Origin of the sequence: Exobacillus caeni (assembly GCF_005747095.1) — a bacterium.
GTDB lineage: Bacteria > Bacillota > Bacilli > Bacillales > Guptibacillaceae > Exobacillus > Exobacillus caeni.
The window spans coordinates 137,249-152,788 of the sequence record NZ_SWLG01000001.1 but is presented as its reverse complement, the minus strand read 5'-3'; the positions used below and the strand labels follow the sequence as shown (position 1 = coordinate 152,788).

The 15,540-nt window shown below is 39.4% G+C and carries 17 protein-coding genes; 8 read left to right on the top strand and 9 right to left on the bottom strand.

The features are described from left to right. The first annotated feature begins 48 nt into the window (after positions 1–48). Together FCL54_RS00780 and FCL54_RS00775 are read left to right on the top strand one after the other, a co-directional pair. On the top strand, positions 49–501 hold the full coding sequence (locus FCL54_RS00780) for an SRPBCC family protein (protein WP_171016615.1): 453 nt from the start codon (positions 49–51) through the stop codon (positions 499–501). A 284-nt stretch (positions 502–785) separates the two neighbouring features. After that, positions 786–2,135, top strand: a complete 1,350-nt coding sequence (locus tag FCL54_RS00775; protein ID WP_138122159.1) for a sodium-dependent transporter — start codon at positions 786–788, stop codon at positions 2,133–2,135. 51 nt (positions 2,136–2,186) lie between these two features. Here the strand turns inward: FCL54_RS00775 and FCL54_RS00770 are convergent, their stop codons facing one another. After that, entirely contained in the window at positions 2,187–3,035 is an 849-nt protein-coding gene (locus FCL54_RS00770; RefSeq protein WP_138122157.1) for an STAS domain-containing protein, read from the bottom strand. A 302-nt stretch (positions 3,036–3,337) separates the two neighbouring features. Between FCL54_RS00770 and FCL54_RS00765 the strand changes: the two genes are divergently transcribed. Further along, positions 3,338–4,186 carry an alpha/beta fold hydrolase gene (locus tag FCL54_RS00765; RefSeq protein ID WP_246055095.1) on the top strand — a complete coding sequence of 283 codons (849 nt, stop codon included), beginning with the start codon at positions 3,338–3,340 and terminating at the stop codon, positions 4,184–4,186. A gap of 55 nt (positions 4,187–4,241) precedes the next feature. On the opposite strand, the gene FCL54_RS00760 is transcribed toward FCL54_RS00765, so the two are convergent. Further along, complete coding sequence (locus tag FCL54_RS00760) at positions 4,242–4,565, bottom strand: hypothetical protein (RefSeq protein WP_138122155.1); 324 nt, start codon at positions 4,563–4,565, stop codon at positions 4,242–4,244. 415 nt (positions 4,566–4,980) lie between these two features. On the opposite strand from FCL54_RS00760, the gene FCL54_RS00755 reads away from it, so the two are divergent. The 4 genes from FCL54_RS00755 to FCL54_RS00740 all read left to right on the top strand — a co-directional run bounded on the left by FCL54_RS00755 (position 4,981) and on the right by FCL54_RS00740 (position 8,738). Beyond that, positions 4,981–6,243, top strand: a complete 1,263-nt coding sequence (locus FCL54_RS00755; RefSeq protein WP_246055094.1) for an MFS transporter — start codon at positions 4,981–4,983, stop codon at positions 6,241–6,243. Positions 6,244–6,334: 91 nt separating this feature from the next. Next, entirely contained in the window at positions 6,335–7,048 is a 714-nt protein-coding gene (gene liaF / locus FCL54_RS00750) for a cell wall-active antibiotics response protein LiaF (RefSeq protein WP_138122153.1), read from the top strand. Between the two features lie 12 nt (positions 7,049–7,060). Continuing rightward, positions 7,061–8,086, top strand: a complete 1,026-nt coding sequence (locus FCL54_RS00745) for a HAMP domain-containing sensor histidine kinase (RefSeq protein ID WP_138122151.1) — start codon at positions 7,061–7,063, stop codon at positions 8,084–8,086. Between the two features lie 16 nt (positions 8,087–8,102). After that, the gene (locus FCL54_RS00740) at positions 8,103–8,738 is read left to right on the top strand and encodes a response regulator (protein ID WP_138122149.1); all 636 of its coding nucleotides are present in this window, start codon (positions 8,103–8,105) and stop codon (positions 8,736–8,738) included. A 462-nt stretch (positions 8,739–9,200) separates the two neighbouring features. Here the strand turns inward: FCL54_RS00740 and FCL54_RS00735 are convergent, their stop codons facing one another. Then, entirely contained in the window at positions 9,201–9,533 is a 333-nt protein-coding gene (locus FCL54_RS00735; protein WP_138122148.1) for a hypothetical protein, read from the bottom strand. A gap of 104 nt (positions 9,534–9,637) precedes the next feature. After that, complete coding sequence (locus FCL54_RS23750; protein ID WP_171016614.1) at positions 9,638–9,793, bottom strand: hypothetical protein; 156 nt, start codon at positions 9,791–9,793, stop codon at positions 9,638–9,640. Between the two features lie 325 nt (positions 9,794–10,118). On the opposite strand from FCL54_RS23750, the gene modB reads away from it, so the two are divergent. Continuing rightward, entirely contained in the window at positions 10,119–10,772 is a 654-nt protein-coding gene (gene modB / locus FCL54_RS00730; protein ID WP_138122146.1) for a molybdate ABC transporter permease subunit, read from the top strand. An 87-nt stretch (positions 10,773–10,859) separates the two neighbouring features. On the opposite strand, the gene FCL54_RS00725 is transcribed toward modB, so the two are convergent. The 5 genes from FCL54_RS00725 to FCL54_RS00705 form a co-directional block, all read right to left on the bottom strand. Further along, complete coding sequence (locus FCL54_RS00725; protein ID WP_138122144.1) at positions 10,860–11,684, bottom strand: sugar phosphate isomerase/epimerase family protein; 825 nt, start codon at positions 11,682–11,684, stop codon at positions 10,860–10,862. Positions 11,685–11,852: 168 nt separating this feature from the next. Next, positions 11,853–12,578, bottom strand: coding sequence for a hypothetical protein (locus tag FCL54_RS00720; protein ID WP_138122142.1), 726 nt, complete (start codon positions 12,576–12,578; stop codon positions 11,853–11,855). 243 nt (positions 12,579–12,821) lie between these two features. Continuing rightward, on the bottom strand, positions 12,822–13,208 hold the full coding sequence (locus FCL54_RS00715) for a DUF302 domain-containing protein (protein WP_138122140.1): 387 nt from the start codon (positions 13,206–13,208) through the stop codon (positions 12,822–12,824). Between the two features lie 25 nt (positions 13,209–13,233). Then, entirely contained in the window at positions 13,234–14,367 is a 1,134-nt protein-coding gene (locus tag FCL54_RS00710) for an MBL fold metallo-hydrolase (protein WP_138122138.1), read from the bottom strand. A gap of 216 nt (positions 14,368–14,583) precedes the next feature. After that, positions 14,584–15,537: a GNAT family N-acetyltransferase gene (locus FCL54_RS00705; RefSeq protein WP_171016613.1), complete on the bottom strand. Its 954-nt coding sequence runs from the start codon at positions 15,535–15,537 to the stop codon at positions 14,584–14,586. Positions 15,538–15,540 lie beyond the last annotated feature (3 nt).

Genomic DNA, 15,540 nt, shown 5'->3' with positions numbered 1-15,540 from the left:
CGAATAGGTTAATATCTTAAATCCTTTAGCGAACGGGGGATTGAACGGTTGAGATTTACTACTTCCACACCTATTAATGCGGCTGTAGAAAACACTTTTGATTGGGTAAGTAATGACAGATTGAAGAAACTGTGGATGGAAGGGCTAGTGGACATCACATACAATGGAACCAATGGTAGTTTGCAAGAACAACATTTTATCTATAAAGTCAAGGAAGGCCGCACTATTCAGGAATATACCGGAAAATACCTTTCAATCGAAAAATACAGTTTAATTGCTTTCAGATTGTCTGATTCAAAAAAGGTAATGGATATGTATTATCAGTTTGAACCTTTATCTGAACAAACGACGATGGTCCATACGGAAATCGATATTGAATTTTCCGATGAACTAACAAAATTCGTTGGCTATTCGATGAAATGGTTTACCAAAAGATCTTTATTGAGAAACATCCAAAACCTTAAGCAATGTATCGAAACAGGAAACACGTACCCCGTATAAAATCAGAAAATATGTAATATTGACAAACATCCTCCTGCGTACTATAGTTTTAAGGAATCCGGGGAGGACTATACATACCCGGGGCTGACTCCCAAGCGTCTGGCTCTCTCCGTTTAGCACAATATCTGGATAAACATTGGCCAAGTTTATCCAGATAAATGTGTTGGAGGGGCCAGATACTTTGATTTTGAGTCAGCTCCTTTTTCTTTTTTAAAAAGAATTGGTTTTGACCAAATTAACATTAACCAGTCAAACCTGATTTATAACAGATAAGGAGTGACAATATGAAACAGCATGAACAATGGGGGTCAAGGCTTGGATTCATTCTTGCTGCAGCAGGATCAGCTATCGGCCTTGGGGCCCTATGGAAATTCCCTTACATGACAGGAACTAACGGCGGAGGCATCTTTCTGATCGTCTTTCTGTTATTCACGTTGTTGATCGGAGCACCGATGCTACTTGCCGAATTCATAATCGGCCGCCATACACAAAAAGATGCTATAAGCGCTTATAAAGTAATAGCTCCAAAAAAAGCCTGGCAAGGAATCGGCTATTTAGGAGTTGTCACTTCATTTTTACTGTTATCTTTTTATAGTGTCATTGGAGGCTGGGTCCTCACCTACTTCATCCGAAGCCTTAGTGGAGGACTTACTGGTTTAAGCAACGAGGCGTATGGCGAGTTGTTTGTGTCCGTTATCGGAAATCCGATTGAAGCAACCCTCGCTCAGGCAGGATTTTTAATCTTAACTATCGCGATAGTTCAATTCGGGGTCCATCGCGGAATTGAAACTGCCAGCAAGTATATGATGCCCGCCCTTTTTATTCTTTTTATTATTCTAGTCATTCGGTCCTTGACATTAGAAGGAGCCTGGGAAGGGGTTGTTTTTTTCCTAAAACCTAATATTCACGCGTTAACCCCGGGTGCAATACTTGATGCACTTGGACAATCCTTCTTCGCTTTAAGCGTAGGCGTCTCGATCATGGTGACGTATAGTTCCTATCTTTCCAAAGAGGATAATCTTCCTGGATCTGTATTCTCAATCGTTGGCATGAACATCTTCATCTCGCTTTTAGCAGGACTTGCGATTTTCCCCGCCGTATTTGCGTTTGGATTTGAACCTTCTGGTGACCCCGGCTTGATATTCACCGTCTTGCCTGCGGTATTCAGCAAAATGGCATTCGGTAGTTTGTTTTTCACTATTTTTCTTGCACTATTACTATTCGCGACACTTACTTCCGCGTTTTCAATGCTAGAGATCATTGTCGCCTCGATCACGAAAGATGAAACAAGCAATCGCAAAAAGGTTTCATGGCTGTCAGGAGGACTTGTTTTCTTGTTCGGAATTCCATTGACGCTCTCGTTTGGCTTGCTTGGTGATCTGACCATCTTTGGTAAAACACTCTTTGTTGCTACTGATTTTCTTGTCAGCAACCTGCTTTTACCAGTCGGATCATTCCTAATTGCTCTTTTTGTATCAGTTAAAATTTCAAAAACAGTGCTACAGAAAGAGGTTTCCATTTCTTCTCCAACAGGGGCAGCATTGTTCCCCCTATGGTACTTTTTGATCCGTTTCATCGTTCCGATCGCTATTATTATCGTCTTTCTCTATATTCTAGGGATTATAAAGGTTTAACCATAAGACACCCCTATCCGCTGCAAGGATAGGGGTGTCCTTTTATATTGTTTAGTTTTTCGCTGTAACAAAACCAATATTCTGGAGTGCTTGTTTCATTGTTGCAGTTGTATTAATATTTGTGAAATCAATTCCTAATTGAATAGCAGTTTGCGCAAGCTCAGGCCGTATTCCGGTCAATATCGTTTTAACGCCCAGTAGTTCCAGTGCCTGAATCACTTCGAATAAGCTCTGGGCTACCATCGTATCGATCACCAGTACACCAGATAAATCGATCAGCAACCTGCTTAATTTAAGTTCAGTGCTTCTTTTTAGTGCTTTTTCCATAATAAAGTGGGCACGGTATGTGTCGATGTCCCCGATCAAAGGCAGCACAGCAACATCATCTGTTAACGGAACGACAGGTACAGATAACTCCTGGAAAGCTTGCTGTGCGTTATCAAGCTGCTCTTTATGTGATTCAACGTAAGCAAGGCTATAAGCATAAACACAGCGATCCAACAGAGGATCCAATACATAACCGATCCTGACGACTTCAGACGAAGGAACATTTTGCGTCCCCACTTCTTCTTCCACTACTTTCCATACAGCACGCCTAAAATGCCTTATTCCGTTAAGTGACTCCTCAAGGGGAATACCTTCATTCACGGCAATCTGCCCCGCTTTACGTCCCCATTCTGTTACATCATCAAATACTGAATCCTTACCGTCGACCAATGCTTGTCCCAACAAGGATATAAACTGTGCCTGGAGTTCCTTTCCCTCTTCTTCTGAGATGGTTCTTAATTGGCGGTCTTGTTTCTGGCTTCCCTCTTCACTTTCACGCAACCGGGCAGAGATTTTGGAGAGTTCATATCTTTTTTCAATGATTGCTTCTCCTAATCCTTTTATCTGAGTCATCCATTCTCTCCTCCGTTATGTTAATTTTCTCTCACGAATATTATTTGTCATAAAATCAGTGTAACATATTTTCCAGATAAGCAAGAAACTGAAAGGCTTATGATAGTTTTACGACAAGTTAAAAAAGTTTTTCAAAAAATAGGTTTATATAATGCTTTATTGGGAATAAATATACTACAAAGCTTTCTATATTCCCCCTTTTTAGTGGCAAAGCCTTATCCGGGTTTTGTCATTTTTTTTGCTTTATTTTCCATCGTGCAAGGAAATACTATTTAGAAGACTTTTATATGGAGTGACTGCAGATGCCCAATCGCACGGACAGTATTACCATGGATACAAAAGAAATCATCTTAATGGATACAAAAGTGTATTATGAAAGGTATCAATCCTTGTCTGAGGAAAAAGCGGAAACCGTTGTTCTTGTTCATGGCTTTTTATCCTCTTGCTTTAGTTTCAGGCGGCTTATCCCTTTACTCGTAAAGCAATACCATGTTGTGGCTGTCGACCTTCCTGGGTTTGGGAAAAGTGAAAAGGCAGTGAACTTTTATTATTCTTTAGAAAACTACGGACAGCTATTGATACTTTTGCTGGAAAAACTACACCTCTCAAAAATCATTCTGACCGGCCACTCAATGGGAGGCCAGGTTGTTCTTCATACTGCAAGAAAGAGGCCTGAACTTGTGAGTAAACTTGTTCTAATCTGTAGCTCAGGTTATATTAAACCATCAAACAAAGCGCTTATCTTTTGTACCTACCTTCCTTTTTTTCATTTACTAATGGAAAAGTGGATCAAGAAAAAGGATATCAAAAAAAATATAGCGCGAGTTGTTTATGATCATTCTCTTGTCGATCAAGAATTAATCGACGGCTATTCATCTCAATTCAAAGAAAGAGCCTTCTACCAATGCCTGATTCGTCTTGCGAGGCAAAGGGAAGGTGATCTTTCTACGGTTGAACTAAATAAAATTAACATTCCGGCTCTTTTAATCTGGGGAAAGGAAGATCATCTTGTGCCGCTGAGGGTTGGAAAGCGAATGGCCAGGGATTTGCTTGATTCAAAGCTTATCGTCCTTGAAAAAACCGGCCATCTAGTGCCAGAGGAAAAACCCGATGAGGTTTTTGAAGCAATGAAACGTTTTATAAGCGAATGAACACCAAACCTTGGAACAAGAAGTTATTTCGGCTCATATAATCGGCAAGTTTTCTTTAAGGGTGAGAACATTGCTCGCTCTCTTCTTTTAGAACAATTCCCATAAAGCCAGATGTGATTAGAAACAAAGAAGGGATTATATAAAAAATCGACAAAAAAATTATGCCTCCTACTGCCGAAATGATCAATAAGAAACCTGCGATAATCGGACGTTGCTTTAACAGATAGCATCCAATACCGGCTAAAGCAGGAAACATCAATGCGGTAAACGTAGAAACTTCTCTAAGGTTATAAAAAGAAACAATATCAAGAAGCGGTAAAACTGCCGCTGCCACACTTAAGATAAATCCACATAACGCAAAACATAAAGCTCTTTTCATTTCTACCTCTCCCATGCTGTTATACATGCTTTTATTATAATATTCGTCTCAAGGAATTATCTTCCTTCTTTCATAGTAATATTTCTTCACATCCGAATCTATTCAAAAATATAGTGCTAACATATTCAGTTTATTGAACAAACGTTGCTTTCATGCATATTTTATATAACCCTTATCGAATTTTCAGGTCGTCCGTCCTTTTATTCACCATTCCTCAATTCCTCTTCAACAATTCAAAAAGTTTCACTCGCGCTCCTCTTTCTTACTTCATTATAGCCTTCTCAACCTTCATTTGGAATATAGCATACTCCGCCTCTAGACGGAGAAAAATTCATTCCCGAGCTTGTTTTGAGTTCCCCTTCTTCCTTCTAAAATTAAAATAAGGAAAAAAATCCAAAATGAAGGGTTGAATAAAATGAGCGTTCAAACGAGTGTTAACCAAACGATGGAGCAAAAAGATAAAACATCTGTAAAAGAGCTTTTTCAAATTAAAAATTTCTTATACTTAGTTATCGGTGCCTTTCTATCATCCCCGGGGTATTATGCCTACCTTCTAGGATCAGAATGGCTGATGCTTCATATAAGCGAGAACCGGGCATACCTCGGCATGTTATTTATCGCTGCATCGATACCACGGTTATTGTTCATGATTTTTGGCGGAATTATTGCTGACAGAATGAATAAAAGAACGATATTATTTATTTCTGACTTAACAAGTGGCCTTTTGGTTTCCTTTCTCGTTGCACTGATATGGATGGATTCCGTTGAAGTCTGGCATTTAATTACACTTGCTGTTTTCTTTGGAATATCTGATGCTTTTTCACATCCTGCCATGAATTCTCTTGTAGCTGAAATATTGCCTGACAGCCATTTACAACAGGGCAACAGTGTACTTCAAGTAATGCAATCTATCAGTCCTATCATCGGTCCTGTTGCCGGCGGAACTTTAATTGTCACGCTTGGCTTTAAAGGAGTGTTTACTCTCTCCGCGATCAGCCTGATGCTTGCAGCCTGGACTGTTTACCGGATTAAGTTACAAAAGGAAGAAACACCATCTGATCTTCCCAAAAATGTTTTGGAGGATTTTAAAGAAGGATTGAAATATGGATTACAAAACAAATTGTTGCGTACCGTAATGTTCGTTTCATTGCTTCTTAATTTTGTTGTAGTGGGGCCATTAACTATGGGTATCCCTTTATTGGTCAAAGATGTTTTCAAGGAGAATGCACTCGGTCTTACAACACTTGAAGCATCATTAGGTATCGGATTACTAACCGGTGCTGTATTGCTTACAGTCTTAAAAAGCATTGAGCGCCCCGGGCTTCTTGCGATCGGCGGTCTTATCGCGCAATCGGTTTTACTTGCGGTAATCGGATTAATGCCGTCCCATTACTTTGCTGCGGGTATCCTTTTTATATTCGGATTGCTGATGCAGGGGGTTAATATTCCGATTATGACGATCTTACAAGCTAAGACCGAAAAGAAAATGCTTGGAAGAATCATGAGTTTGCTAATGACTGCATCTCAGGGAATGATCCCGGTCTCGTACATGGTTACCTCTTATTTGATCGCTGTTGGGCTGTCCATCACATCTATTCTTTTATTCGCCGGCAGCATTATGGTTATCTTCTCCATCAGCATTTTTCTAATGAAAGAGATACGCCAGATGAGCTATTAACCAGTGTAAAGGTTTATTGTAGTGAAGGATTATCCAACTTAATGTCAAATATGTATATAGGCATATTTGACATGACAAATGAGGGATTCGCATGAAACACATACCATTTGGTCGATTTTTGGCCGCTATTATCTTTGTAGGAATCGGAATATTATTGCTTCTTGTCAATATTGGGATTATTTCCATGGAAATTACCGAAGCTTTTGTCTTCTTTTATCCATTTATCATCTTATTAGTCGGTTTAAAGTGGCTGATCGAGGCGATTATTCCATCAATTTGGAAAAGGAATTGGTTCTGGGGGCTTTTCTTCGTTACATTAGGAGGGCTCCTGGTAGCAGACCGTTTTGATGTGATCACCTTTACATTTGGGATGGTCTGGAAATTGTGGCCGCTTGTTATCATCTATTTTGGACTTAAAATGCTTTTTAGGATTAGAAAAAATAAAGGATTCAGCATGGTTGCCGATAAAAAATTCGAGGATCCGAACTGGTCAGTAGAACCTTTTGATGACTGGAAGGCGGTTGCTGATTATGATTTTGATTTCACCAAAGCTTTTATTCCTGATAAAGAAACAGAGATCAAACTGTCTGGTTGGGTTGGGGACATCAAAGTGATCATTCCGGAAGAAGTTCCATTTATGATAAAAGGACGAGCAAAAGTCACGTCATTAAAAATCGGAGGTTACTCTGATGATGGAGTCGGAAATGAAATTTTTTACAAAACGAAGGAGTATGACTCGGCAACACGGAAAATCACCTTTCTATTAGATTTTTCAGTACTTGATTTAAGAGTTGACCGGGTGTAAGGGGGATATCAAGTGAAACTGAATACACTCCGCTGGAAACTTCTCAAATCCTATATTTATTCAGGCCTTTTTTCCTCCATCCTGGTTTTTCTTTGCTTACAGGCATGGTATGTATTTAACCCGGGAAGTTCAGAACTTTCCATAAGTATTCTCGTTCCTCTTCTCACCGCTTTTTTTGTCATTATTACTGGAGGATATTTCGGCTATAAGGATACTCAATCCATCAAAGACCGGCTCGAAGATATTTCAACTTATATCAAAGTTCTATCCCGCGGCAAGCTATCGGAACGGATTGAAATTAACGAGGAAGATGAACTCGGAAACATTATGAAAGATCTAAACCAACTAGCCGAAAAAATCAAGAAGCAAGTTTCTTCTTTGCAAACACTTGCCGATCAAAAAGCCCAACTGGCAGAAAAAGCCCGGGGAGCTGCCATTATAGCAGAAAGACAGCGATTGGCAAGGGATTTGCACGATGCTGTCAGCCAACAGTTATTCGCTCTTAATATGTTGTCATCCGCTGCTATTCGCCTTGTTGATCGAGATGTGGAAACAGCAAAGGAACAAATCAAAGAAGTCGCTGAAATAGCATCAAAGGCACAGGCAGAAATGAGAGCTCTTCTTCTTCACTTACGGCCGATCCATCTTTCTGATGATACACTCTGTTCAGGAGTGACCAAGTTGGCAGAAGAACTAGCAAAAAAGTCTGGCGTTACGTTCATAAACGAGCTTGAAGAAATACCCGGTCTTTCAAAAGGTATCGAAGAAAACCTTTTCCGGGTTATCCAGGAAGGGATCGGAAATGCGTTAAGGCATGCTGATGCCACCACAATCAAGATAGCCCTTTATGAAAAAAACGACAGGGTACATTTGCAAATTAGAGACAATGGAAAAGGCTTTGACATAAGCAATGAAAAGAAAGGCTCTTATGGATTGGGAACCATGCAAGAACGCTGTAATGAAGTTGGAGGAGAAATGACGATTACTTCCAAAGAAAACGAAGGAACATTCCTGGATATTAGAATACCTATTAAATAACTGGAGGTTATGTTTTATGAGGGATAAAACAAAGATCATGATCGTCGATGACCATGACATGGTACGCAAAGGACTAAAGGCATATATCTTAACAGAACCTGATTTTGAATTGGTCGGGGAAGCTTCGGATGGGAAAGAGGCCATTAAACTCGCAAAAGATTTAAAACCAGAGATTATCTTAATGGACTTAATCATGCCCGATGTTAATGGCATAGAAGCTACTAAAAGCATATTGCAGGACCAGCCCGACATAAAAATTATTATTATTACGAGCTTTTATGATGATGAACAGGTCTTTCCTGCAATCGAGGCCGGAGCATTCAGCTATCTGTTAAAGACTGCTTCAGCTGATGAAATTATACAAACAGTCAAAAAAGCACTTTCAGATGAGTCTGTAATTGAACCAAAGGTTGCCCAGAAAATGATGACACAATTCCGCAAACCTCAGCGTTCCTTACATGATGATTTGACTAGAAGAGAGAGAGAGGTGCTTGTTTTGGTTGGACAAGGAAAAACAAATCAGCAAATCGCTGATGAATTGTACATAGGATTAAAAACAGTAAAGACACACGTTAGCAATATACTCGCAAAGCTAGAAGTTTCTGATCGAACCCAGGCAGCAGTATATGCTAACAAACATGGCATTTCCTGATTTTAGAGATTGATAGGGTTTAGGCCACTTCATCACTATAGGTGGTTTATAGTAAATTCGGTGAAAAGTGGATTGGAGCGAAAGGTGCGGGAAAGAAGGCATCAGTAACCAGGTTACCTCTGGCAATACATTAATGCCTGGAAATCCGAGATTTGGATGTATAGGTCATATGTTCCGCTATTTGTTATAAAACACTGCTTTTGAAAAAAATAAGGTCATATGTTCCGCTATTTGCTCAATATCGAATTAAAATAGGCGTTTTCCAGGTAAATAACCGCACCAGTGACCTATAATTTTTTTAAAATGACCTTTTGTCACAAATAAGTGATCTGATGACCTCAAATTGTGTAAAAGAGGCTTCTGAAAAAGTAACATTCTATACTTGTTTATACTGAATCATTTACGAACCGTTCATAAGGCTTACAAAAAGCAGTTTCTTCTAAACGAAGACTTGCTTGTTTGTTAGATGAATTTTTCTTCTTTTGAAACAATTAGACTGTCCCACTGAGAAGTGACAAAACCATTTTCCACATCTATACTTTGAATTAGCAAGATTGGGAAGAAATCGTAATTATAGTTTGAGAGAAACTCTAATCCTCTTTCCCAGAGCCATGTATAATTGCTGTCTAACTCGATCCCACACGTTTCATTATTTACTGCTTCAGTCGTTATCCTAATATCTAATACTGGTTCGCCTGAATGCTCTTCTATTACAAGTCTAAAATGGGTGCCAAGGGGCAACTCTTTATATCCCTTGTAGAGTTCTGACATCTGGACTAATTCTCTTGGTTTCATCCTTTACCTCTCCTTTAATCTGACAGAACAATAGACAATAGTGAATTTTTACAAATAAAAGGTTTGAAATTAAACTTTGCGCAAAAGGTCATAAGTAAAGCCCTTTAGCCATTAAGCGTTTCCTGGATGTTGTCAATTTCACTTAACTTAACAAGTTCAACTGTAAAAAGGTCCTTTTGAATCTCACAATAGCCGTTATTATAAATCCAGAGCACTACGTATTCCTCATCATTATAAGTAACAGTCGTCCCTTTTTGCACTGTTCATTCACCCTTTTCAACCTCTTTCTTCTAGTGTAACCTTTAATTGCCTGGTTGTGTATTGGGAAAATTGTAAAAATTCTGTCTACTATTCAGCCGTTTTGTTAAGCTACTTAGCCAATAAAGTTAATTTTTTGGTTAATTCTTTTACTTAAGAGGGAAATTTAAGAGAATCCAATCTTCTTTTTCCCAAGATATTCGTATAAGCTTTCACCACCTTGCACGTCGAGACGGAACTATTTCCAATAGAATCATTTACCTATATAATTAACTTGACTAAGTATGATCTGGTTATACTAATAGAAATGCAAAAATGAGGGTTAGAATGTTTACAGGATTCTGGGAACCAGTACAACTATCAATTGAAGTAGCATGTGTTTCAAGCATACTTGTTATAATCACCGGTTTAACGTTAAGTCGTGTAATGGCTCGTAAACAATTTAAAGCAAAAGCGCTTATCGAAACGCTATTATTGCTCCCCCTTGTTCTTCCGCCATCCGTAGTCGGTTTTATCCTAATCGTAGTTTTTGGCAACAATAGCCCGGTTGGAAAAGCGATCGAATGGACTTTTGGACAATCGGTTATTTTCACCTGGTGGGCCGCAGTTATCGCTGCAAGTATCGTTTCCTTTCCGTTAATGTACCAATCTGCCAAGTCTGGTTTTGAAGCGGTCGACAAACAAATTGAAGATGCATCGCGAATCGATGGTGCCGGAGAGTTAAAGGTATTCTGGTTTATCAGTATCCCTCTTGCATATAAAGCAATTATTGCCGGCTTTATTCTCAGCTTTACTAGGGCCCTCGGCGAGTTCGGAGCTACATTAATGTTCGCAGGGAATATTCCGGGAAAGACCCAGACGATTCCAACAGCTATCTATATTGCGATCGATGCTGGAAATATGGAGCTTGCATGGCTCTGGGTCCTAATGACAGTAGGTATATCATTTCTAATGCTAATGAGCACTTACCTGATAAAATAGATTAACAATCAAAAAGTGCAGTCCCACTCTTTTAAAGCTCTGTTTACTTTAATTATTGAACAGGAGCCGAAAGTGGACTGCGCTTCTTTATTCATTTATCAAAATAAGCTTTTTCACCCATTCTACTCCTTCATAAACAAACTGTTGGCTTGGTTTGGAGTGGGGTGTATGCTCAAAAATGAAATAGACTTCCTTACATCCTCCAAGAAATTCAATGACCTTCTGGACGTTAAAATGACTCCCATCAGCCTCATGTCCTGGATGGACAGGGACCCAGATATACTTATCACCATGGTACTCAACATTGTGAAGGTGAACTACTTTTATGTACGGTTTCCACTTTTCTAGATATTCCATCACCTTGTTTCCTGCTGCCATTAAATAATCACCAATATCGATACAAAGCTTTATCCCATACTTATCCCAGACTTCTACTGGAAATCTATCAAGATAATCAATTCCAACCGGTGATTTTGCCGGTCCAAGTTTTGGCTCACACACGATAGGAATCCCATGTTTCTTTTGTATATCGCTTATTTTTCTTAAGCCTTTTTCAATAATCTCCGAAGGGTCTCCTGGTACTCTTTCTGTAAAATACGGGAAATGGACAAGAACATACTCAACCCCGATTCCCGATAAAAACTTTGTTTCTGCGTCTAACTGTGCCCAAGCCTCTTCCGTTGTAAAGCTTACCTCCTGGATCAAGTCATATTTGCTGTTGTCTCGGTATAATGGCAAATGGATGCCAAGGGAATATCCCTTTTCTTTGTTTTTCTCCATGAACTTTAAAAAGTCCTCACGATTTGCAAATTCTCCGATTTCTATATGATTGCAGTTTTCCCAGAACAACTCGTCAAATTTTGCTGAATCTGACAGTATTACACTACCAGAAGAACCTATTTTATGGGCCATGTTATTCACCTTCCTGACTAAAGATAATACGCAAAGTTTATCATCGATTTATTCTTTCTATTTAAAAGGCGCTATTTCCTTTTCAAGTAAAAAACTCCCCGACTGGAGAGTTAAAGACGGAGCATTAAATTATTGCTGTCCTCTGTGTTCTATCTTGCAAAAATCCTCTTATTCTTCAGCAACTTCTTCTTGTTTCTGGTAAATCTCCTTTTTAACATAGATATAATCGATCGGAATTTCTTCTCCCTCGTATTCTTCTAAAGGTTTATCCCACTTCCCGATCACATTAATATCACTGTATCCTCCCATTAAGTAAAAACTCCTCGGAACTCCAAGCGGATTCGATGCTTTTGTAAGTTCGGCAAGCGGAAATCCCAGCATTGCTAAGAGCAGCGCATTGTCCTCACTATATGTTAAACCTTCTGGATAATATGTGAGTTCATAGACGATATTATCTTTTGTTTTTACAGAAAAATTGTCATATGTAAGCACTTCTGAATTCTCAGGATTTTCTTTTGGGGGTTTTCCTGCTTTTTTGATAAATTCTTCTATTGTTAATCCCATCATAGAAGGAATATCCATCACGATCTCAATATCCTCCAGGCCTTCAAGCTCCACTTTTGCTGGTTCATCGCTCTTATCATTATCTTTTTGTTTATTACTTTCCTTTTGCCCTGGTTTATCCTTTTTCTCTTCCTTTGCTGAGATAGAACTATCCTGTATAACCGTTTCCTTAGCAGCCGGATCAAAGCCTATAAAATAGTAGTAAGCAAGAAAACAAACAGCAGCTCCATAAAGCGCCCTTTTGCGGTTTAAGCCCGCAGTAACAGGTTTAATTATATTTATGATCAATAAAATAAGTCCGATTAAAAGAATAAATTTAAAAATATCCATCATTTCATCTCCTCTATCCTAACTATAGTAAAAAAAGGAGAAAAAACAATAGTTTCTTTTAAAAAAAGAGCTAAAGAAAACTCGCTGATCAAGCGGCAGGGGATGACGAAGCATATTTGTCTTAGCTGCTTCCCTAAATTTTCTTCCCAACTAAGCCAAGTGCTCTGCTTTGCTAAAAAGTTTAAAGTTCTTCTACGGAACAAGAAAATTCCTCCATAACAAAATATGGAGGAATCCTATCTTTTATTTACTTTTATCAATGCATCCAATAAGGCGTTCTTCTATGTCTTTCGCGATGTTAGTTAGTTCTGGGTCATCAGCAAGCTCGATCAGTGTTGTCGGGAGCGGCATACCGATCTTCGTCTGTCCATTATCTTCGTACACCGCAATCTTACAAGGCAAAAAGTATCCAACCAATTTATTCTTGCTTATTACGCGGTTAGCTTCTGCAGGATTACAAACCTCAAGCACCCGATATGGGGTGTTAAAATCCATTCCCTTTTCCTGCAGTTTACCGGTAAGATCGAAGTCCCACAATATCCCAAACTTTTCTTCCTTCAAATTTTGCTCCAATGAAGAAACGGTTTCTTCCATTCCTTTTGAACTGTCTACCGTATAGTGAAAATTCATATTATCTAGCTCCTTTTTTTATAGGTTAACTTACTGCACAACGATTAGGTCCTGTTTCCATTTCCTGTTTCTTATCTTCTCCAGGATTTTCTTTTCCCATGTTTGTAAGACGTATTTCCTTGTAGGAGTTCGGCTGAGGGGGAAGATTATCCGTCACCATATGGCGAAACTGTTCGTTGCTTTCAACCTGTAGACCTTCATTTTCTTTGTAAAGGATATTCAGCTTTGCAGCAACACTTCCATCCTTATTCAATTCATCGATTTGTCCAAAATGAGCAGGCAGTACGAGTAAATCATCAGGAAGTTCACGATAACGGTCATATAATGTTGCTCTTAAATCGCTTACCCAGTCTTCCGCTTTTCCTGCGAGGTCCGGTCTGCCGATCGAATCAACAAACAGGATATCACCGGTTAATAAATAGCTTCCATCCACAATGAGAGAAGTGCTGCCGATTGTATGTCCTGGAGAATAAATCGGATGGATTTTCACCTGCTCGCCTTTCCCTAAACAGATGTCTTTTCCGTCTTCCAGCGGCTGAAAATCGTATGTCACTTCTTCAGCATCTTTCGGAGGAATCCAGTATTGTGCACCTTCCTGGTCTGCCAGCTTCTTGCCCCCGGAAATATGATCTGCATGTAAATGCGTGTCAATGACAGCTTTAATCTGAACATTATTCCTGGTTGCAAAATTTTTATAAACATCGATCATTCGGTTTGCATCGACGACTGCCGCTTCTTCCTCTGCCATAATGAAATAAGACAGGCATCCTTTCCCCAGGCGGACGAATTGGTAGATGGTAGCTCCATTATCGGTTTCCCCGATTTTAACAGGCTCAAGATGTTCACTCCAGGCTGTCATACCTCCTTCGAGATATGTCACGTTCTCTACTCCTGCCTTTTTTAGAGAATCTACAGCTTTTTGAGCGGAAATTCCTTTTGCACAAACCACATAAACGTTCTTATTTTTCGGAAGTTCTTCCTTCACATTTTCTACATCTTTTTCAAGATCTGAAAGAGGAATATTCATCTTTTCGACATTATGGCCTTCTATCGACCAGTCATTAAATGCTTCTTCAGGTCTAACATCCAGCAAAAACAAATCTTCTCGATCAACAATCTTCTTTGCCAGTTCTCCAGCTGTTAGTGGAGTCAACGCCATCTTATAACCTCCTTTTTTCCTTCTAATAACACCATACCCCTGGAGGTAAAATAAAAACGGCAAGATTTAAAACTCCCTCGAATGTCCTATTCCTATTCTTTAACACAATTTAAATACTATTCTTTTATAATCGTTGCAAAGATGTCGAGCATTCTCATCTAACAAAAAAGTCCTGCGTTCCTATGCAGCAAAAAAAGGCCACCTTAACTGCTGGCCTCAACATACATCGAACTCGACTGGCCAGGACAAAAGTCCCGGTAAGCGCTGATGGTTTTTAACTTCGTTGCAATAGTCCGCTATTTGTTTGTTTTCTTTATCCAATACCCGAATCATGGCTGCTTCCCATGTTTTACAATCAGTCTGCCCTTCATTTTGAAAGACTTCGATTGTCTTGTTTGACTCAGGATGAACCGGTAAGAAGATAGCGTTTTGATTATCGATCTGCATGCTAAGCGTTTTGAGAATTTCCTGCGCCGCATGTTTGTCCGTCGCTAAGAACATCTTAACGTTTTCTGGCTGGTCTTTCTCATATCGAACATAGCCTGCAAACTTATTGTTAATTTCAAATACAGAACAGTTGATTTTCTTGTCCGGGCTTAGCCAGTCAGTAAGATCATCCCCCGGGTACATTGCAAGGTCAACATCATCAAACCACTGATCCCAGAGATCTGATAATTTCCCCAGATCATTGCAGGTCGCCTTTCTTTCAACAATGTTGGCTGCCTCTTTAGATTCATTAAGCATTATCTTGATTCCGCAAATTCCGAACATGTTGGTTTGATAGCCGAATCTCGGATAATACGATGGATGTCCAAGCAGGATTGAAAAGGCATACCCTTTCATTTCAGCTCTTTCTAGGCCCTCTTCTATTAACTTTCTTCCTATTCCGCTGTTTTGATATTCTGGTTGAACTGCAATCGGAGCAAGGATAACCGCTTTGTGTCCATGGCCTCCAACCATTACTTTTCGAGGATGAAACAGAACATGTCCAATAATCTGATTTTCATGCACTGCAACAAGTGATAAGTCCGGATCATGCTGCCGTCTATTTCGGTGCAAAGAAACTAAAGCCGCCTCCTCCATTCCACTGCTGTTAGAAAAGGCCATCGCATGGATTTGAGCAATTTGATGATAGTCATCGATAGTTTCTGAACGAACGATGATATTCAATAG

Excerpts from the sequence above, each read along its gene's own strand:
- FCL54_RS00775 (WP_138122159.1), top strand. The coding sequence starts at position 786 with ATGAAACAGCATGAACAATGGGGGTCAAGGCTTGGATTCATTCTTGCT.
- FCL54_RS00770 (WP_138122157.1), bottom strand. The coding sequence starts at position 3,035 with ATGACTCAGATAAAAGGATTAGGAGAAGCAATCATTGAAAAAAGATAT.
- FCL54_RS00765 (WP_246055095.1), top strand. The coding sequence starts at position 3,338 with ATGCCCAATCGCACGGACAGTATTACCATGGATACAAAAGAAATCATC.
- FCL54_RS00760 (WP_138122155.1), bottom strand. The coding sequence starts at position 4,565 with ATGAAAAGAGCTTTATGTTTTGCGTTATGTGGATTTATCTTAAGTGTG.
- FCL54_RS00755 (WP_246055094.1), top strand. The coding sequence starts at position 4,981 with ATGAGCGTTCAAACGAGTGTTAACCAAACGATGGAGCAAAAAGATAAA.
- liaF (WP_138122153.1), top strand. The coding sequence starts at position 6,335 with ATGAAACACATACCATTTGGTCGATTTTTGGCCGCTATTATCTTTGTA.
- FCL54_RS00740 (WP_138122149.1), top strand. The coding sequence starts at position 8,103 with ATGAGGGATAAAACAAAGATCATGATCGTCGATGACCATGACATGGTA.
- FCL54_RS00735 (WP_138122148.1), bottom strand. The coding sequence starts at position 9,533 with ATGAAACCAAGAGAATTAGTCCAGATGTCAGAACTCTACAAGGGATAT.
- modB (WP_138122146.1), top strand. The coding sequence starts at position 10,119 with ATGTTTACAGGATTCTGGGAACCAGTACAACTATCAATTGAAGTAGCA.
- FCL54_RS00725 (WP_138122144.1), bottom strand. The coding sequence starts at position 11,684 with ATGGCCCATAAAATAGGTTCTTCTGGTAGTGTAATACTGTCAGATTCA.
- FCL54_RS00720 (WP_138122142.1), bottom strand. The coding sequence starts at position 12,578 with ATGGATATTTTTAAATTTATTCTTTTAATCGGACTTATTTTATTGATC.
- FCL54_RS00715 (WP_138122140.1), bottom strand. The coding sequence starts at position 13,208 with ATGAATTTTCACTATACGGTAGACAGTTCAAAAGGAATGGAAGAAACC.
- FCL54_RS00710 (WP_138122138.1), bottom strand. The coding sequence starts at position 14,367 with ATGGCGTTGACTCCACTAACAGCTGGAGAACTGGCAAAGAAGATTGTT.